The sequence below is a fragment of the Actinophytocola sp. genome, assembly GCF_036378875.1.
GTDB lineage: Bacteria > Actinomycetota > Actinomycetes > Mycobacteriales > Pseudonocardiaceae > Actinophytocola.
Window position 1 is genome coordinate 146,261 of sequence record NZ_DASUVO010000100.1, and the last position, 15,553, is coordinate 161,813.

The window sequence follows — 15,553 nt, forward strand, 5'->3', positions numbered from 1 at the left end:
GGTCAGGGAGTACTGACCACAGTGCCGATCCTCTCACCACGCACCGCGCGGGCGATGTTCCCCTCGGTGAGCAGATTGAACACGATGATCGGCATGTTGTTGTCCATACACAGGCTGAACGCGGTGGCGTCCGCGACCGCGAGCCCTTGTTCGAGTACCTCGCGGTGGGTGATGTGCTCGAACATCTTGGCGTCCGGGGTGGTCTTCGGGTCCGCGGTGTAGACGCCGTCGACCGACTTCGCCATCAGCACGACCTCGCAGCCGATCTCCAGCGCACGCTGGGCGGCCGCGGTGTCGGTGGAGAAGTACGGCATGCCGACGCCGCCGGCGAAGATCACCACACGGCCCTTCTCCAGGTGTCGCTCGGCGCGCCGCGGGATGTAGGGCTCGGCGATCTGGCCCATGGTGATGGCCGTCTGGACGCGCGTGTCGATACCGAGCTTCTCCAGGAAGTCCTGCAGGGCAAGACAGTTCATGACGGTGCCGAGCATCGCCATGTAGTCGGCGCGGTCACGGTCCATGCCGCGCTGCGACAGCTCAGCTCCGCGGAAGAAGTTGCCGCCGCCGATGACCACCGACACCTGGACCCCGTCGCGGACGACCTCGGCGATCTGCCGCGCGACCGTCTGCACCACGTCCGGGTCGACGCCGACCTCGCCGCCGCCGAACATCTCGCCGCCCAGCTTGAGCAGCACCCTGCGGAATCCGTGTCTCCGGAATTCCATCGCTCTCCCTCGTGGTGGGTGGTCTACAGGCGAATGCCCCGCCCTCGGTCAGTTCCGAGGGCGGGGCACCGCCTGGGGTCCAGGCTCGCGGATCAGGACTGGCCGATCTCGAAGCGGGCGAACCGCGTGACCGTGACACCAGCCCCGTCGAGGAGCGCCTTCACGGTCTTCTTCGAGTCCTGCACCGACGCCTGCTCGAGGAGCACGACGTCCTTGTAGAACCCGTTGACCCGACCCTCGGTGATCTTGGCCAGCGCCGCCTCGGGCTTGCCCTCCTCGCGAGCGGTCTCCTCGGCGATGCGGCGCTCGTTCGCCACGATCTCCTCGGGAACCTCGTCACGGGTGACGTAACGCGGCTTCATCGCGGCGACCTGCATGGCTGCGCCACGAGCGGCGTCCGTGTCGGCACCGGTGTACTCGACCACGACGCCGACGGTCGGCGGCAGGTCGGGGTCGCGCCGGTGCAGGTAGGTCTCGACGGCGCCGTCGAACACGGCGACCCGGCGCAGCTCGAGCTTCTCGCCGATCTTGGCGGACAGCTCGGCCACCGCGTCGGCGACCGTCTGGCCGTCCAGGTCGGCCTTGAGCAGCGTGTCGAGGTCGGCCGGCTTGGTGGCCTTGGCGGCCGCCACGATCCGGTCGGCGAGACCGGTGAAGTCGGCGTTCTTCGCGACGAAGTCCGTCTCGCAGTTCAGCTCGATCATGACGCCGCCCTCGGCGGCGACCAGGCCGTTCGCGGTGGTGCGCTCCGCACGCTTGCCGACGTCCTTGGCGCCCTTGATGCGCAGGAGCTCGACGGCCTTGTCGAAGTCGCCGTCCGACTCGTCGAGTGCCTTCTTACAGGCCATCATGCCGGCGCCGGTGAGCTCACGAAGCCGCTTGAGATCGGCCGTGGTGTAGTTCGCCATTGTGGCTCTCGTCCATCCTTCTTTCGGTTCGATGCGCTTTGAGTTACTCGGCGGCGGCGGCCGGCTTGTCCGCCTCGGCGCCACCCGCCGCGGCGTTCTGGCCGACGAGGAGCTCCTGCTCCCACTCCGGCAGCGGCTCGTCCGAGACACCCGGGGTCGGCTTCTCGTCGCCGTCCGCGGCGCCGTTGCGCACACCCGAGCGGGCCATCAGACCGGCGGCCGCGGCCTCGGCGACGACCTTGGTCAGCAGCGCGGCGGAGCGGATCGCGTCGTCGTTGCCCGGAATCGGGTAGTCGACCTCGTCGGGGTCGCAGTTGGTGTCGAGGATCGCGACGACCGGGATGTTGAGCTTGCGCGCCTCACCGACGGCGATGTGCTCCTTCTTGGTGTCCACGATCCAGACCGCGGACGGCACCTTCGCCATGTCGCGGATACCGCCGAGGGTCCGCTCCAGCTTGTCCTTCTCGCGGGTGAGCATCAGGATCTCCTTCTTGGTGAGACCCTGGAAACCGCCCGTCTGCTCCATCGACTCCAGCTCCTTGAGCCGCTGGAGGCGCTTGTGGACGGTGGAGAAGTTGGTCAGCATGCCGCCCAGCCAGCGCTGGTTCACGTAGGGCATGCCCACGCGGAGCGCCTCGTTGGCGATCGCTTCCTGCGCCTGCTTCTTCGTGCCGACGAACAGGATCGAGCCGCCGTGCGCGACCGTCTCCTTGATGAACTCGTAGGCGCGGTCGATGTAGGACAGCGTCTGCTGCAGGTCGATGATGTAGATGCCGTTGCGCTCGGTGAAGATGTAGCGCTTCATCTTCGGGTTCCAGCGGCGGGTCTGGTGCCCGAAGTGCACGCCGGAATCGAGCAGCTGCTTCATGGTGACGACGGCCATGGCCTGGTTCGCACCTCTTCTTGTCTTGCGCGCCGGGGTGGTGGTCCGGCACGGTGTCGGTTGTCGCGAGACGGCTTGGTGCCGTCCTGCCCTGGTGCCGGTGCCGGCAGCCGGACCCTCGACGGTGTTGCTGGTCGTCTCGGGACCGCCGGATGCCGCTGCCGCGGAGGCAAGCGCACTGGCACGCGAAGTCAGCTCGCGTTGCCACGAGCCGCGATGGAAGTCTACGCGGTCGGCCTGACCGGCGATGAACCTGGTAGGCCACTTATCCACAGCCCGGTCAGTTGTCCACAGCTGGCCGCCACTCGCGCCTTCCTGTCACCCCTCCCCCGCATCCTGGGAACATGCCTCTCCGCACCAGGATCCCGCAGCTCACGAGCATCGTGCTGACCGCGCTGGTGGTCACGATCACCACTGCGCGGGCAGCGTCGCCGTCCCTGGACACCGCCAGCAGCGGGTACCGCCTGCCACCGCCCGACCTGCCGGCGACCCGACCAGGACGGTTCGGCTGGCCACTGGCTCCCCCACACCCGGTCGTGCGCCCGTTCCAGCCACCCGCGACGCCGTACGGCCCAGGCCACCGAGGCGTCGACCTCGGCGGCCCTGTGGGCGCTCCAGTGCTCGCCGCCGGCGCCGGGGTGGTGGTCTACGCAGGCCCACTGGCGGGCAGGGGCGTCGTGTCGATCGCACACGCGGGCGGCCTGCGGACCACCTACGAGCCGGTGACGGCCCTGGTCCAGGCCAGCCAACGCGTGGAACGAGGCACGGTCATCGGCCTGTTGAACCCCGGCCACCGCCCCGAGACATGCCTGCACTGGGGCGCACGACGAGGCACGGAGTACGTGGACCCGCTGGGCCTGCTGTCGGCCGGCCGAGTACGCCTGCTGCCGTGGGACGGCTAGCTGTGTTTCTAGGGCCGCCTCTCGCCTTCGGCGACGGCCTCGGGTCGGTTTGCTCAGGTGGTTGCGGGCCGGCGTAAGTGATCGTCTGCCGAAGGTGGTTGCGTGACACCGTTAGGCGTCGGTCTTCTCCAGCAGCTTCGCACGCAATCGCAGTACGGCGCGTGTGTGGAGCTGGCACACGCGGGACTCGGTGACCCCGAGAACCCGGCCGATCTCGGCGAGCGTGAGGTTCTCGAAGTAGTAGAGCGTGACCACGACCCGGTCCCGCTCGGCGAGGTGCGCGATCGCCTGGGCGAGCTGGCGCCGGTTGTCCTGGTCGACGAGCAGCGCGACGGGGTCCAGCGCCTCCTGGTCCTCGAGGATGTCGGCGAGCGGCGTGGGCCCACGCCCGGCGGAGGCGAGCTCGTCCAACGCCACGACGCTGGTGAGCTGCAGCTGGGCGTAGAGGTCCCGCAGCTCCTGCACAGACAGCCCGAGTTCCTCGGCGAGCTCGGCGTCGGTGGGTGTGCGTCGCAGCTGGGCCCCGAGCCGTTCGAGGGCACGTTCGACCTCACGGGCGCGGCCCCGCACGGACCGCGGCACCCAGTCCTGCGCGCGGAGGTCGTCGAGGATGGCGCCCCGGATGCGCTGCATGGCGTAGGTCTCGAACTTCAGCCCACGCTCGGGCTCGAACTTCTCGATGGCGTCGACGAGCCCGAAGATGCCGGACTGAATGAGGTCGGCCACCTCGACGTGCGCGGGCAACCCGGTCCCGACCCGGCCGGCCACGTACTTGACCAGCGGCGCGTAGTGCAGGACGAGCCGGTCCCGCAAGGGCTGCTCACGCCCCTCCCCGAACTGCCGCCACAGAGCGACGATGCCGGCCTCGACATCGTCGAAGGTCCGCTGGTCACCAGGCAGCACCCCAGCGGTCTCACCGAACCCGAACGTCACGGAGTGCCCGTTCTCACTGAGCCGGTCCCCACCGTGCCCACCGTCTCGACCCTGCCCACCAAGGCCGTCCCCACCGACCCAACCCTGGGCAACGCCGTCACCGCGATGGCCATTCCCGCCGAGCCCGCTCCCAGAGCCGTCGAGCCGGCTCCCAGTAGAGCTGCCCCCGCGTTGGCCGATCGCACCAGGGCCGATCGCACCGGGGCCGATCGCGCCACGGCCGGTCGCACCTTGGCCGTTCGTATCGTGGCCAGGACCGCTGTGACCGTCTTGGCCGTTCGCGTCTCGGCCCGGACCGCTGTGGCCGTTCGAATTTTGGCCGTTCGCGGCTTGGCAGTTCTCACCTTGTCCGATCGCGCCATGGCCGGGCCCGCGGTGGCCGTTCGTGTCGTGGGCGTTCCCGTTCTGGGTGTTCGCGTGGATGCCGTTTCCGTTGTTGGGAATGTGGGTGCCGTTCGGGGTGGGATCGGTGCCGCTGGCCAGGTCGGCACGGTGGTTGCCGTTGCCGTTCGTGGGCGCGCCGAAACCGCTGGACTTGTCCAGCGTCGCGACGCTGGTGCGTGCTCCGCTGTCGTGGGCGCTGCTGCTTGCGCCGACCGCGACCAGCCTCGCGATGTCGGCCCGACCCGTTCCGCCATGGCCATCGTTGCCATGGTGCCTGTCATGCGGCGCAACTTCCACACGCCTGTAGTCGTTGCGTGCCGCGTTGGCGTAAGCCTGGGGCGCGACGGTGGTCGATTCTCCGTTGACTGGGCCCGCGCTACCGCCGTTCGGAGGCATGTTCGCGTCGAGCGCCACGTTGCCGTGGACGCCGCGCATCCGTAAACCTTCCCCTGGCTCATTGGGAACGGGGGTGGGCTCGGTCATGGATAGCCTTCAGCCGGTCGACGGTCACATGGGTGTAGAGCTGTGTGGTTGCGAGCGTAGCGTGACCAAGCAGCTCCTGGACGCTACGAAGATCCGCACCACCTTCGAGCAAATGTGTCGCAGCAGAATGACGCAAACCGTGCGGTCCCATGACGGGCGCACCCGAAATCGCGCTCAGCGCCTCGTGCACGACACGTCGGACGCTGGCCGGTTGAAACCGGCCACCGCGCGCACCCAGCAACAACGCTGGCGGGGACGTCGGCCTCGCCAGAGCGGGCCGGCCACGCCGCAGCCAGTCGACGACCGCCCGGAGTGCCGGCTCGCCGAACGGCACCGTGCGCTCCTTTCCTCCCTTCCCGAGTACGACCACGACCCGCCTGTCCAGGTCGACGTCGTCGACGTCCAGTCCGCACAGCTCGGAGACGCGGATGCCCGTCGCGTACAGCAGCTCCAACAACGCGTGGTCACGCAACGCGACCGGATCGAGCTCGGCAGCGCCCTTCTTCGACGCGTCCAGCACCTCGCCGGCCTGGTCCTGCCGCAGCACCGACGGCAGCTTCCGGTGCGGCCGCGGCGACGCCAGCCGGGCGCCCGGATCCGTCTCGAGATGCCCGCGCCGGTGCGCCCACGCCGTGAACGTCCGCGCTGCCGCCGACCGCCGTGCCATCGTCGTCCGGCTCACCCCGGCCGACCGCTGCGCCGCGAGCCACGCGCGCAGCACGGTCAGGTCGAGCGCCGCGATGCCCTTTCCCATGCTCCGGTCGATGCTCCGGGCGCCGCCGACCACCGGGAAGCCGTGCAGAAACCCGAGCACGGAAACGACGTCCGCCACGTAGGCGCGGACCGTGTGTGTGGACAGCCCGCGTTCGAGCCCGAGATGCCGCTCGTAGTCGGCCACCACCGTTCCCACGGGCTCGGGCAGCTCATCCCGGACCCGGTGCAGATCGACCCGCTTGCGTGGCGCAGACACCCTTCGACGCTGCGGCATCCCGCCCGATCGGTCAAGGACCGCCACGCACGCCCGAGGCGTCAGTGGTCCCGGACCATTCAGTGACCTCCCCTCGGACCTCCCTTCGCCTGGCGCCAGCCGTCCTCGTGGCGCTCCACGTGCCCGGTGAGCTCCAGTCCGGGGAGCAGCGCGCGAACCCGGTCGAGTGGCACGCCGGAGTCCACCGCGACCTCCTCCATGCTTCGGCCCTCCTCCCGGCGTAGTGCTTCGTGCACGCGCAGGGCCTGCTCGGCGAGGCCGTCGGTGCTGCGTTTCGGTGACGACGCCGGCGGACGCAGGTGTTCGCCCAACGGCCCGACCGCCTCGAGGATCTCCGCCACCGAGCCGGCGATCTGAGCGGCGCCGGTCCGCAGGAGGTCGTGACAGCCGACGGACATCGCCGAGGTGATCGGTCCCGGCACGGCCAGCACCACCTTGCCAAGAGACGCGGCCGTCGTCGCGGTGTTCTTCGCTCCGCTGCGTGTCCCCGCCTCGACGACGACGGTCGCCGTGGAGAGCGCGGCGATGAGGCGGTTCCGCACGAGAAAGCGGTGACGCGCCGGACTGGTGCCCGGCGGGTACTCGCTGACCACGAGCCCGGTGCCGGCGATCCTGTCGAGGAGACGGTCGTGTCCCGCCGGGTACGCGATGTCGATGCCACAACCCAGGACCGCGACGGTGCGCCCACCCGCGTGCAGCGCGCCACGGTGGGCCGAGCCGTCGATGCCGTAGGCCGCACCGGAAACGATCGTCATGCCGGTGGACGCGAGCCCGTACCCGATCTCCAACGCGACATGCTCGCCGTAGCTGGTGGCCGCTCTCGCGCCGATCACGGAGACCGCCTGGTCGAAGACGTCTCCGGCCGACGCCTCGCCGCGCACCCACAGCCCGAGCGGTTGCCCCGCACCACGTAAACCGCGATCCACCGGCGGAGCGAGACAGAGCAACGGCCAGGCCGGCCAGTCGGGATCCTCCGGCACGAGCAGACGCGCACCGACCTTGTCCGCCGCGACAAGGTCCTCTCCTGCCCGGTCGACGTGCCGGCGTGCCTCGGTCTCACCCCGCACCCGGGCGGGCACGTTCCCGCTCCTGACCCGTTCCGCGGCGGCGGGGGCACCTTCGACGTCCACGAGCGCGTGCAGTGCGTGTGCCGGCGGTTCGGCGACCCGCATGAGGTAGGCCCTCGCCAGGCGTGTCTCCTCGTCTGCCGGCGCGGTCACGCGACTCTCCGCACGGTGGCCACGGCCGAGGTGGCGCAGCAGTCAGGGCCGCGGGCGTAGCACGCCAGGGAATCGGGTGGTGGCAAGCCGGGGTTCATCGAACGCCACCGCATGCGCGGGCACAGGCCTGGAGTGGTGGTGCCCCTGTTCGTGTGGGCAGGGCTGCCGGCCATGGTGGCGTGGCGGTGGATCCGGTTTCCGGGGTTCGAGACGAGCATGATCGTGTTCCTTTCTGAGGTGTGCGAGCTACGCGACCCTGCGGTCGCGGAATTCGAGAGCCGCCGTCACGTGGTCGGCGGTGGGGAGGTCGTCACCGGCGAGGTCGGCAAGCGTCCACGACACTCGGATGCAGCGGTCGGCGCCGCGTGCGGTGACCGCGCCGATGTCGAGGCCCCGATCCAGGAGAGCCGTGGCCGCCCTCGGTAAGCCGAACTCCCGGCGGAGAATCGGCCCGGGCGCTTGGGCATTGGTCAGCCAGCCGTGTTTCTTCCAGCGTTCGGCTGCCTTCTCCCGCGCTCTGGCCACCCTGGCACGGACAGCGGCCGTGGACTCCGGTGTGACGCCGTCCGCTCGTGACAGCGCGGTGATCGGACGCATGCGGACGCGGATGTCGACGCGGTCGAGCAACGGCCCGGAGAGGCGCGCCATGTACCGGCGTTTGGCATGCGGCGAGCAGGTGCAGTCGAGCTCTCTCGGTGGTGCGCACGGACATGGGTTGGTCGCCAGCACCAGCTGGAACCTCGCCGGGTAACGCGCCACACCGTCTCGCCGGGCGAGCCGGATCTCGCCCTCTTCGAGCGCGGTACGCAGGGCCTCCAGCCGGTCCGCGGCGAACTCGCATGCCTCGTCCAGCAGGAGGACGCCGTTGTGTGCGGTGCTGATCGCCCCCGGTTTCGCCAGTCCGACGCCACCTCCGACGAGCGCCGGCACCGTGCACGTGTGGTGCGGCGCGATGAACGGCGGCGTCGTCACCAGTGGTGTGGCGGGCGTGAGCAACCCGGCGATCGAGTGGACGGCCGTGACTTCGAGTGTCTGTTCTTCGGTGAGGCTCGGCAGCAGGCCCGGGAGCCGTTGCGCGAGCATGGTCTTGCCGGTTCCGGGCGGGCCCGTCAGCAGCAGGTGGTGTCCGCCCGCTGCCGCGACCTCCAGCGCCCAGCGAGCCTCCGGTTGACCGACGACGTCCGCCAGGTCGGGGACCTCAGCCGGCGGCGCCAGCGCGGCCGGCACCGGTTTGCGGAGGGTGTCGGGTTCGCCGCGCAGCCAGTCGAGGACGTCGGTCAGGTGTTCCGCGCCCAGGATCTCCAGGCCCGTGACCAGCGCGGCTTCCGGGAGCGTCTGGACTGGCACGATCGCTCGGCGCAGCTTCGCCTTCCTGGCCGCCAGGAGACCGGGCAGCACGCCGCGAACCGTGCGGATCCGGCCGTCCAGGGCGAGCTCGCCCATGAGGACCGTCTTCTCGAGGCGCTCGGCCGGTTCAAGGCCTGCGGCTGCCAGCACGGCGCAGGCCAGGGCTACGTCGTAGCTCGAACCGCCTTTCGGGAGTGCTGCCGGGGAGAGGGCGAGGGTGACCAGCTCGTCCGGCCACTTGCGGTGGCTGTTGCGGACGGCGGCTCGGACGCGTTCCTTGGCCTCGTTCAGGGAAGCGTCGGGAAGCCCGACGATCTGGGTGCGCGGGCGACCGCCGCCGATGTCGGCCTCGATCTCCACCGCCACGCCGTCCACGCCGAAGAGCGCCACCGACCAGGCTCTGGCAAGCGGCATCACAGCACGCCCTTGAGGTGGTTGATCTGGGGTTTTTCACCTGGCGGCCAGAGGATGGCGACGATGTCGTAGCGAGTGTCGACGTGGCGCACGCCGAACTCGGCACGCCAGCGACGGGTCAGCCGTCTGATGCGGCCGGCCTTCGCGTCGTCGACCGCCTCGCCCGGGGTGCCGTAGTGGTCGCTGGTCCTGGTCTTCACCTCGCAGACGACCAGGGTTCGGCCGTCGGTGAGGACGAGGTCCAGTTCGCCTTCGGGACATCGCCAGTTCCTGGACAGGACCGTGAGGCCGTGTTGTTCCAGGTAGATGGCGGCGAGCGCTTCGCCGCGTTCGCCGGTCCGAAGGTGTTCTGGCCTTGCCGGGGTGGTGTCTGCCGTCATGGCGTCGACACTGCCGGGCTTCGCGGAGCGCAGCCACGGGGGAAAGATCAACTGTGGACAACTGCGGCGGCTGTGGACAACTCGCCTGTTTCAAGATCAGGAAAACCGGGACTGTCGGTGCCGTGTGCTAGTGGGCCGGACAAAAGAAAACCGCGAGGCACGGTCTCGTGCCTCGCGGTTCCAACGAACCCAGCTCAGGAGCCGAAGGGGCCCTCTTCCGGGAGGCGGAGGTCTGGCTTGTCCAGCTCCTCCACGTTGACGTCCTTGAAGGTGATCACGCGGACGTTCTTGACGAACCGTGCCGGCCGGTACATGTCCCACACCCAGGCGTCGGACATCCGCACCTCGAAGTAGACCTCACCGTCCGAGTCCCTCACCTGCACGTCCACGCCGTTGGCCAGGTAGAAGCGTCGTTCTGTTTCAACCACGTACGAGAACTGTCCGACGATGTCGCGGTACTCCCGGTAGAGCTGCAGCTCCATCTCGGTCTCGTACTTCTCGAGATCCTCCGCGCTCATGCGGTCTCGCGCTCCTCCTGCTCGACGGGTGTCTGCAACGGCGTTGGCAGCCTCCCAACCTGACCATTCTGGACCACGGCGGCCGCCGCCACACTCAAGGCCACCGGGTGTGGCGGGTGCATACCGTGCGTCATGCCCGCTGTCGCCACGTTGACGAAGGACCACCTGTGGACCCTGCTCGGTCCATGTTCGGTCAACGCGGCGGTGTGAGCACCCGTGCAATAACCCTTGTGCTCGTCGAAACCGTACATCGGCAGCTCTTCGTGCAGTTCCGCCATGATGCGGTCTCGGGTCACCTTGGCCAGGATCGACGCCGCCGCCACGCAGGCCACCGCCTGGTCGCCCTTGACCACCGGGGTCGAGGGGGCGGTCAGGCCCGGCACGCGGAAGCCGTCTATCAGCACATAGCCAGGGTGGGTCCGTAACTGGGCGATGGCTCGCCGCATGCCTTCGATATTGCAGACGTGGACGCCCTTGAAGTCGACGTCCTCGACCGGAATTACCACGATCGTGTAATCCACGGCTCGGCGGACGACCACGTCGTACATCCTGTCGCGAGCCGCCGCGGTCAGGAGCTTGGAATCGGTCAGGCCTTCGAAACGGCTGGCGTCACCAGGACGGAGGACGCAGGAGGCCACCACCAGTGGCCCCGCGCAGGCGCCCCGGCCTGCCTCGTCCACGCCCGCCACCGGACCCAGGCCGCGGCGGTCCAGTGCCGCCTGCAGGGCCCAGTTGCCCGCGTCGCGCCGCAGCACGGTGCGAGGCGGCGTGGACTCCAGCCACGCCAGCCGTTCCAGTCTGGCCACCGTCACCTGCGTGCTCCACCGGATCGGATCGCCCTGCGCACCCGCCTGCCCAGCCACACCGTCGGGAACGCGGCGACCAGGCCCAGGCCCGGCGCGACCAGCTGGGTCGCCGCCGACGCGGTAGCGGTTTGCGGGTTGTGATCGCCAACGCCGCGCCAGCGTGACGGGGGCAGCACGATGTAGCGCACCTTGCCGATGACGCTGTCCACCGGCACGAGGCCGTTCTTGCCACCGCCGCCCTGGCAACGCGAGTCGCAGGAGTTGTTGCGGTTGTCGCCCAGCACCCAAAGCATGCCCTCCGGCACCGTGATGGGCGGGAACTCGTCCTGAGTGTTGCTGCCGGGCATCCAGTAGACGTACGGCTCGTCGAGCGGCTTACCGTTCACCAGCACACGGTTCTTCTCGTCACAACACTCGACGGTGTCCCCGCCGACCGCGACGATTCGCTTGACCACGTCGTCCTCGTTGGGCGACGCGAGCCCGAACGCCGCGCCTACATCTTGCAACCAAGACACGAAGCCGTTGCTGGATCGGTTCGCTGAGAACTCAGACCGGTTCCACGTGGCGGGGCGTTCGAACACCACGACCTCGCCGGCCTCCGGCTCACCGAAGGCGTACACCATCTTGTCCACGAGCACCCGGTCGCCATAACAGCCCGTGCACCCGTGCAGTGTCTGCTCCATCGACTCGGACGGGATCACGAACACCCGAGCGATGAAGGTCTGGATAATCAGGGTGAGCAGCAGCGCGACCCCGATGAGGATAGGAAGTTCCTTCCAGAAAGACCGTTGCTTCTTCTTTCTGGCCTTTCGCCCGATGCTGGCTAGGACGTCAGCTTTGTCCTGGTCAGCCGGGTCATCCTCCCCGTCACCGTTGTCCCTGCTGTTTCCGGAGCGTGCGACGTCGACCACTCCAGCAGACTACCGGTGTCGCCATCTGATCCGGCGGCCCAGCCACAGTGTCGGTACCGCGGCCACCAGACCGAGGCCGAGCGGTGCACCCTGCTGCCAGACCGGAGCGGACATGGCCACGGCGTTCGCCGCCTGGGGGTTGTGGTCGCCGACCCCGCGCCACCGTGACGGCGGCAGCACGATGCTGCGCACCTTGCCGATCACCTTGTCGATCGGCACCACACCGCGGACACCACCGCCGCCCTGGCAGCGCGAGTCGCAGGAGTCGCTGCGGTTGTCCCCCATTACCCACAGGGTGCCTTCGGGGACCACGACGGGGTCGAACCGCTGCCGCGCGTCCGGCACGCCGTTCTGCCAGTACACGTACGGTTCGTCCAGCGGTTGGCCGTCGACCAGCACACGCCACTTGTCGTCGCAGCACTGGACGGTCTGACCGCCGACGGCGATGACCCGCTTGACGAAGTCGCGCTCGTTGGGTGGCGCGAGACCGACCAGTGAACCGAGCCATTGCAGGCTGTGAACCACGGGGTTGCCCGACTCGGGAGGCGTGGTGTCGTTCTCGGTCCAGGCGTCCGGGCCCTGGAAGACGATCACGTCACCGGGCTCCGGGTCGCGGAAGTCGTAGACGAGCTTGTCCACGAGCACACGATCGCCCGTGCAGCCAGGGCACCCGTGCAGGGTCTTCTCCATCGAGCCGGACGGGATGGAGTACACACGTCCGAGGAACTGCTGGATGAGGAACGTCAGCACGAGCGCGATCGCCAGTAACGTCAGCAGCTCACGCCACAGTGGCTGCTTCTTCGGCGGCTTGCGATGCTTGCCGGACTTGCTCGGGTCCGGCTTCTCCCCCGCGCCATCCCGAGGCCGCGACGACCGGGTAGATCCGGAGTCGTCGCTGACCTTCGGGATCAGGTCCGTACGCTCCGGATCATCCTCAGGCGACGGAGCGTGCACGGGGTTGACCACACAACCCAGGCTACCGGGCTTTGCGAAAAGTACAGGTCAGGCGGTCGGCGCCGTCTCGCGCTTCTCCTTGATCTTGGCCGCCTTGCCCCGCAGCTCGCGGAGGTAGTACAGCTTCGCGCGACGGACGTCGCCGCGGCGGTCGACCACCAGCTTGTCGATGTTCGGGGAGTGCACCGGGAAGGTGCGCTCGACGCCGACACCGAACGAGATCTTGCGGACGGTGAAGGTCTCGCGGATGCCACCGCCCTGGCGGCGGATGACGACACCCTTGAACTTCTGGACTCGCTGGCGGGAGCCCTCGATGACGCGGACGTGGACCTCCAGCGTGTCGCCGGGGCGGAAGGCCGGGATGTCGGAACGCAGCGACTTCGCGTCCAAGGCGTCCAGGGTGTTCATCGGTGTGTCCGTCCTCAACTGTTGTTCGTTCATCCCAAGGCGCGGTCATTCCTTAGTCAACCTTGGGGAGTCTTGAGTGCGCCCAGGCGCCACCCGGTCGCAACAACCGGTCCAGTATGTCAGACCGATTTTCCCGGGTCGAAACGGGGATCGCGGAGCGTGTCGAGATGGGCCTGGTCGTGCTTGTCCAGTGCGCCTTCCGGCAGGCTCGCGAGCAAGTCAGGACGCCTGTGGAACGTCCTGGTGAGTGCTTGGTCACGGCGCCAGCGGGCGATGGCGCCGTGGTTGCCGGACCGCAGCACGTCGGGTACCGCCAGGTCACGCCACACCTCGGGCCGGGTGTAGCTGGGGCCTTCCAGCAGGCCGTCGGAGAACGAGTCCTGCTGGTGTGACGCCGGGTTGCCGAGCACGCCGGGCAGCAGCCTGGCGACGGCCTCGACGATCACCATGACCGCGACCTCGCCGCCCACCAGCACGTAGTCGCCGATGGAGACCTCGTCGACGGGCATGCGGCGGGCCGCGTCGTCCAGCACCCGCTGGTCGATGCCCTCATAGCGGCCGCAGGCGAACATCAGCCACTCTTCCGCCGCGTACTCGCGGGCCACGGCCTGCGTGAAGGGCCGTCCGGCAGGGGTGGGCACCACCAGGCGGGGAGTGCCGTTCGCGCACAGCTCGTCGAGGGCCTCGCCCCAGACCTGCGGCTTCATGACCATGCCCGGTCCACCGCCGTAGGGGCTGTCGTCGACGGCCTTGTGGACGTCGTGCGTCCATTTCCGCAGGTCGTGCACGCCGAGCGTGACGAGGCCACGTTCGATCGCCCGACCCAGCAGCGCCTGGCGCAGCGGGTCGAGGTACTCGGGGAAGATCGTGACGACGTCGACGCGCACTACAGCAGGCCTTCTGGCGGGTCGATGATCACACGGCCGCCCTTGACGTCCACCTCGGGGACGATCGCGCGGACGAACGGGACCAGGGCCTCGGTGCCGTCCTCCAACTTGACGACCAGCAGCTCACCGGCGGGGGCGCGGGCGATCTCGGTGACCGTGCCCACCGACGTGCCGTCGGTCAGGACGACGGTGAGGCCTTCCAGCTCGTGGTCGTAGAAGGCGTCCGGGTCGTCGGACGGCGGCAGCTCGTCGGCGTCGACCACCAGCTGCGCGCCGCGGAAGGTCTCGGCGACGGTCCGGTCCGGGACCTCGTCGAAACGGACGAGCAGGCGGCCGGAATGCGGGCGTGCGGTCGTCACGGTGACCGGGCGGACCGAACGGTCCCGGAGCCGTGCCGTGAGCACGACTCCGGGTGCGAACCGTTCGTCCGGGTGGTCGGTGTGGATGTCCACGGCCAGCTCGCCGGAGATGCCGTGCGCCTTGGCCACGCGCCCGACCAGGAGTTGCTCGCTCACTGGTCGGTATCGACGACATCCACTCGGATGCCTCGGCCGCCGATGCCGGCCATGACTGTGCGCAGCGCGGTCGCCGTGCGTCCGCCGCGGCCGATGACCTTGCCGAGGTCGTCCGGGTTGACGTGCAGCTCAAGCGTGCGGCCACGGCGCGTGGTCACCAGCTCGACACGCACGTCGTCCGGATGATCCACGATGCCGCGCACCAGGTGCTCGAGAGCGTCAGCCAGAAAACTCACGACTCGTCCTTGGCACCCTCATCGGACTTGTCGTCGGCCTTCTTCGCGTCGGCCTTCTTGGCGCCACCCTTCTTCTTCGGGGTGGTGGCCTCGGTGGTCGGCTCGGAGCCGGCCTCCTTGAGCGCCTGCTCGAACAGCTCCTGCTTGCTCGGCTTCGGCTCCTTGACCTTCAGGGTGCCCTCGGTGCCGGGCTCGCCCTTGAACTTCTGCCAGTCGCCGGTGATCTTCAGGATCTTCTCGACCGCCTCGGTGGGCTGGGCGCCCACGCCCAGCCAGTACTGCGCCCGGTCGGTGACGACGTCGATGTACGACGGGTCCTCCTTCGGGTGGTACTTGCCGATCTCCTCGATCACGGCGCCGTCACGCTTCTTGCGCGAGTCGACGATGACGATGCGGTACTGCGGCACCCGGACCTTGCCCAGGCGCTTCAAACGGATCTTGACGGCCACGTTTGTGGTGTCTCCTTGAGAACTTGTGATGGGTGATCCACTCCGGTTCAGGTGGGGAACACCGTCCGGGGCTGATCGAGGGCGCTGCGACCACCGGTTGAGAGGGTCCGGATGCCACAGAACTCAGCCCCCAAGTCTGCCAGACATCCCCGGCGTCCCACCAATCGCGCCGCGTCCCGGCTGTCGAACCGCCGTGCTCCCTAGTCCCGCGTGACTACCAGGCCGTGACCGCGAGGTCGTCCCGGGCTCGCGTCGGACGGAGCAGGATCACAACCTCTAGACCACGTCCCACCCGGAAGGAG

General features: G+C 69.0%; 18 protein-coding genes. 1 reads left to right on the forward strand and 17 read right to left on the reverse strand.

The annotated features are described in order from the left end of the window. Nucleotides 1-2 precede the first annotated feature (2 nt). The 3 genes from pyrH to rpsB form a co-directional block, all read right to left on the reverse strand. Complete coding sequence (gene pyrH / locus VF106_RS28965; RefSeq protein WP_330843028.1) at nt 3-725, reverse strand: UMP kinase; 723 nt, start codon at nt 723-725, stop codon at nt 3-5. Between the two features lie 92 nt (nt 726-817). Next, nucleotides 818-1,633: a translation elongation factor Ts gene (tsf, locus tag VF106_RS28970; protein WP_330843029.1), complete on the reverse strand. Its 816-nt coding sequence runs from the start codon at nt 1,631-1,633 to the stop codon at nt 818-820. A gap of 43 nt (nt 1,634-1,676) precedes the next feature. Continuing rightward, entirely contained in the window at nt 1,677-2,516 is an 840-nt protein-coding gene (rpsB, locus tag VF106_RS28975) for a 30S ribosomal protein S2 (protein WP_330843030.1), read from the reverse strand. Nucleotides 2,517-2,860: 344 nt separating this feature from the next. Between rpsB and VF106_RS28980 the strand changes: the two genes are divergently transcribed. Continuing rightward, nucleotides 2,861-3,418 (forward strand): murein hydrolase activator EnvC family protein, encoded by a 558-nt coding sequence (locus VF106_RS28980; protein WP_330843031.1) that lies wholly within the window; start codon nt 2,861-2,863, stop codon nt 3,416-3,418. A 111-nt stretch (nt 3,419-3,529) separates the two neighbouring features. Here the strand turns inward: VF106_RS28980 and VF106_RS28985 are convergent, their stop codons facing one another. From VF106_RS28985 to rpsP, 14 genes are all read right to left on the reverse strand, one after another. Then, nucleotides 3,530-4,321 carry a FliA/WhiG family RNA polymerase sigma factor gene (locus VF106_RS28985; RefSeq protein ID WP_414639086.1) on the reverse strand — a complete coding sequence of 264 codons (792 nt, stop codon included), beginning with the start codon at nt 4,319-4,321 and terminating at the stop codon, nt 3,530-3,532. An 868-nt stretch (nt 4,322-5,189) separates the two neighbouring features. Then, complete coding sequence (locus VF106_RS28990; RefSeq protein WP_414639080.1) at nt 5,190-6,206, reverse strand: tyrosine recombinase XerC; 1,017 nt, start codon at nt 6,204-6,206, stop codon at nt 5,190-5,192. 59 nt (nt 6,207-6,265) lie between these two features. Next, on the reverse strand, nt 6,266-7,426 hold the full coding sequence (dprA, locus tag VF106_RS28995) for a DNA-processing protein DprA (protein WP_414639081.1): 1,161 nt from the start codon (nt 7,424-7,426) through the stop codon (nt 6,266-6,268). Nucleotides 7,427-7,672: 246 nt separating this feature from the next. Then, the gene (locus tag VF106_RS29000) at nt 7,673-9,187 is read right to left on the reverse strand and encodes a YifB family Mg chelatase-like AAA ATPase (RefSeq protein ID WP_330843032.1); all 1,515 of its coding nucleotides are present in this window, start codon (nt 9,185-9,187) and stop codon (nt 7,673-7,675) included. Beyond that, nucleotides 9,187-9,567 (reverse strand): YraN family protein, encoded by a 381-nt coding sequence (locus tag VF106_RS29005; RefSeq protein WP_330843033.1) that lies wholly within the window; start codon nt 9,565-9,567, stop codon nt 9,187-9,189. Before VF106_RS29005 ends, VF106_RS29000 begins: the two co-directional genes overlap by 1 nt. 194 nt (nt 9,568-9,761) lie before the next feature. After that, nucleotides 9,762-10,085 (reverse strand): DUF2469 domain-containing protein, encoded by a 324-nt coding sequence (locus tag VF106_RS29010; RefSeq protein WP_133908662.1) that lies wholly within the window; start codon nt 10,083-10,085, stop codon nt 9,762-9,764. Further along, complete coding sequence (locus tag VF106_RS29015) at nt 10,082-10,864, reverse strand: ribonuclease HII (RefSeq protein WP_414639087.1); 783 nt, start codon at nt 10,862-10,864, stop codon at nt 10,082-10,084. The genes VF106_RS29010 and VF106_RS29015 overlap by 4 nt, the downstream gene beginning before the upstream one ends. A 29-nt stretch (nt 10,865-10,893) precedes the next feature. Next, nucleotides 10,894-11,802, reverse strand: coding sequence for a signal peptidase I (gene lepB / locus VF106_RS29020; protein ID WP_414639082.1), 909 nt, complete (start codon nt 11,800-11,802; stop codon nt 10,894-10,896). A 9-nt stretch (nt 11,803-11,811) separates the two neighbouring features. Then, nucleotides 11,812-12,768 carry a signal peptidase I gene (lepB, locus tag VF106_RS29025; protein ID WP_330843034.1) on the reverse strand — a complete coding sequence of 319 codons (957 nt, stop codon included), beginning with the start codon at nt 12,766-12,768 and terminating at the stop codon, nt 11,812-11,814. A 36-nt stretch (nt 12,769-12,804) separates the two neighbouring features. Beyond that, nucleotides 12,805-13,164 carry a 50S ribosomal protein L19 gene (gene rplS / locus VF106_RS29030; protein ID WP_330843035.1) on the reverse strand — a complete coding sequence of 120 codons (360 nt, stop codon included), beginning with the start codon at nt 13,162-13,164 and terminating at the stop codon, nt 12,805-12,807. Nucleotides 13,165-13,283: 119 nt separating this feature from the next. After that, complete coding sequence (gene trmD, locus VF106_RS29035) at nt 13,284-14,051, reverse strand: tRNA (guanosine(37)-N1)-methyltransferase TrmD (RefSeq protein ID WP_330843036.1); 768 nt, start codon at nt 14,049-14,051, stop codon at nt 13,284-13,286. After that, the gene (gene rimM, locus VF106_RS29040) at nt 14,051-14,566 is read right to left on the reverse strand and encodes a ribosome maturation factor RimM (protein ID WP_330843037.1); all 516 of its coding nucleotides are present in this window, start codon (nt 14,564-14,566) and stop codon (nt 14,051-14,053) included. Before rimM ends, trmD begins: the two co-directional genes overlap by 1 nt. Then, nucleotides 14,563-14,802 (reverse strand): RNA-binding protein, encoded by a 240-nt coding sequence (locus VF106_RS29045; protein WP_324920665.1) that lies wholly within the window; start codon nt 14,800-14,802, stop codon nt 14,563-14,565. The genes rimM and VF106_RS29045 overlap by 4 nt, the downstream gene beginning before the upstream one ends. Beyond that, nucleotides 14,799-15,251, reverse strand: a complete 453-nt coding sequence (gene rpsP, locus VF106_RS29050) for a 30S ribosomal protein S16 (protein ID WP_330843038.1) — start codon at nt 15,249-15,251, stop codon at nt 14,799-14,801. Before rpsP ends, VF106_RS29045 begins: the two co-directional genes overlap by 4 nt. Nucleotides 15,252-15,553 lie beyond the last annotated feature (302 nt).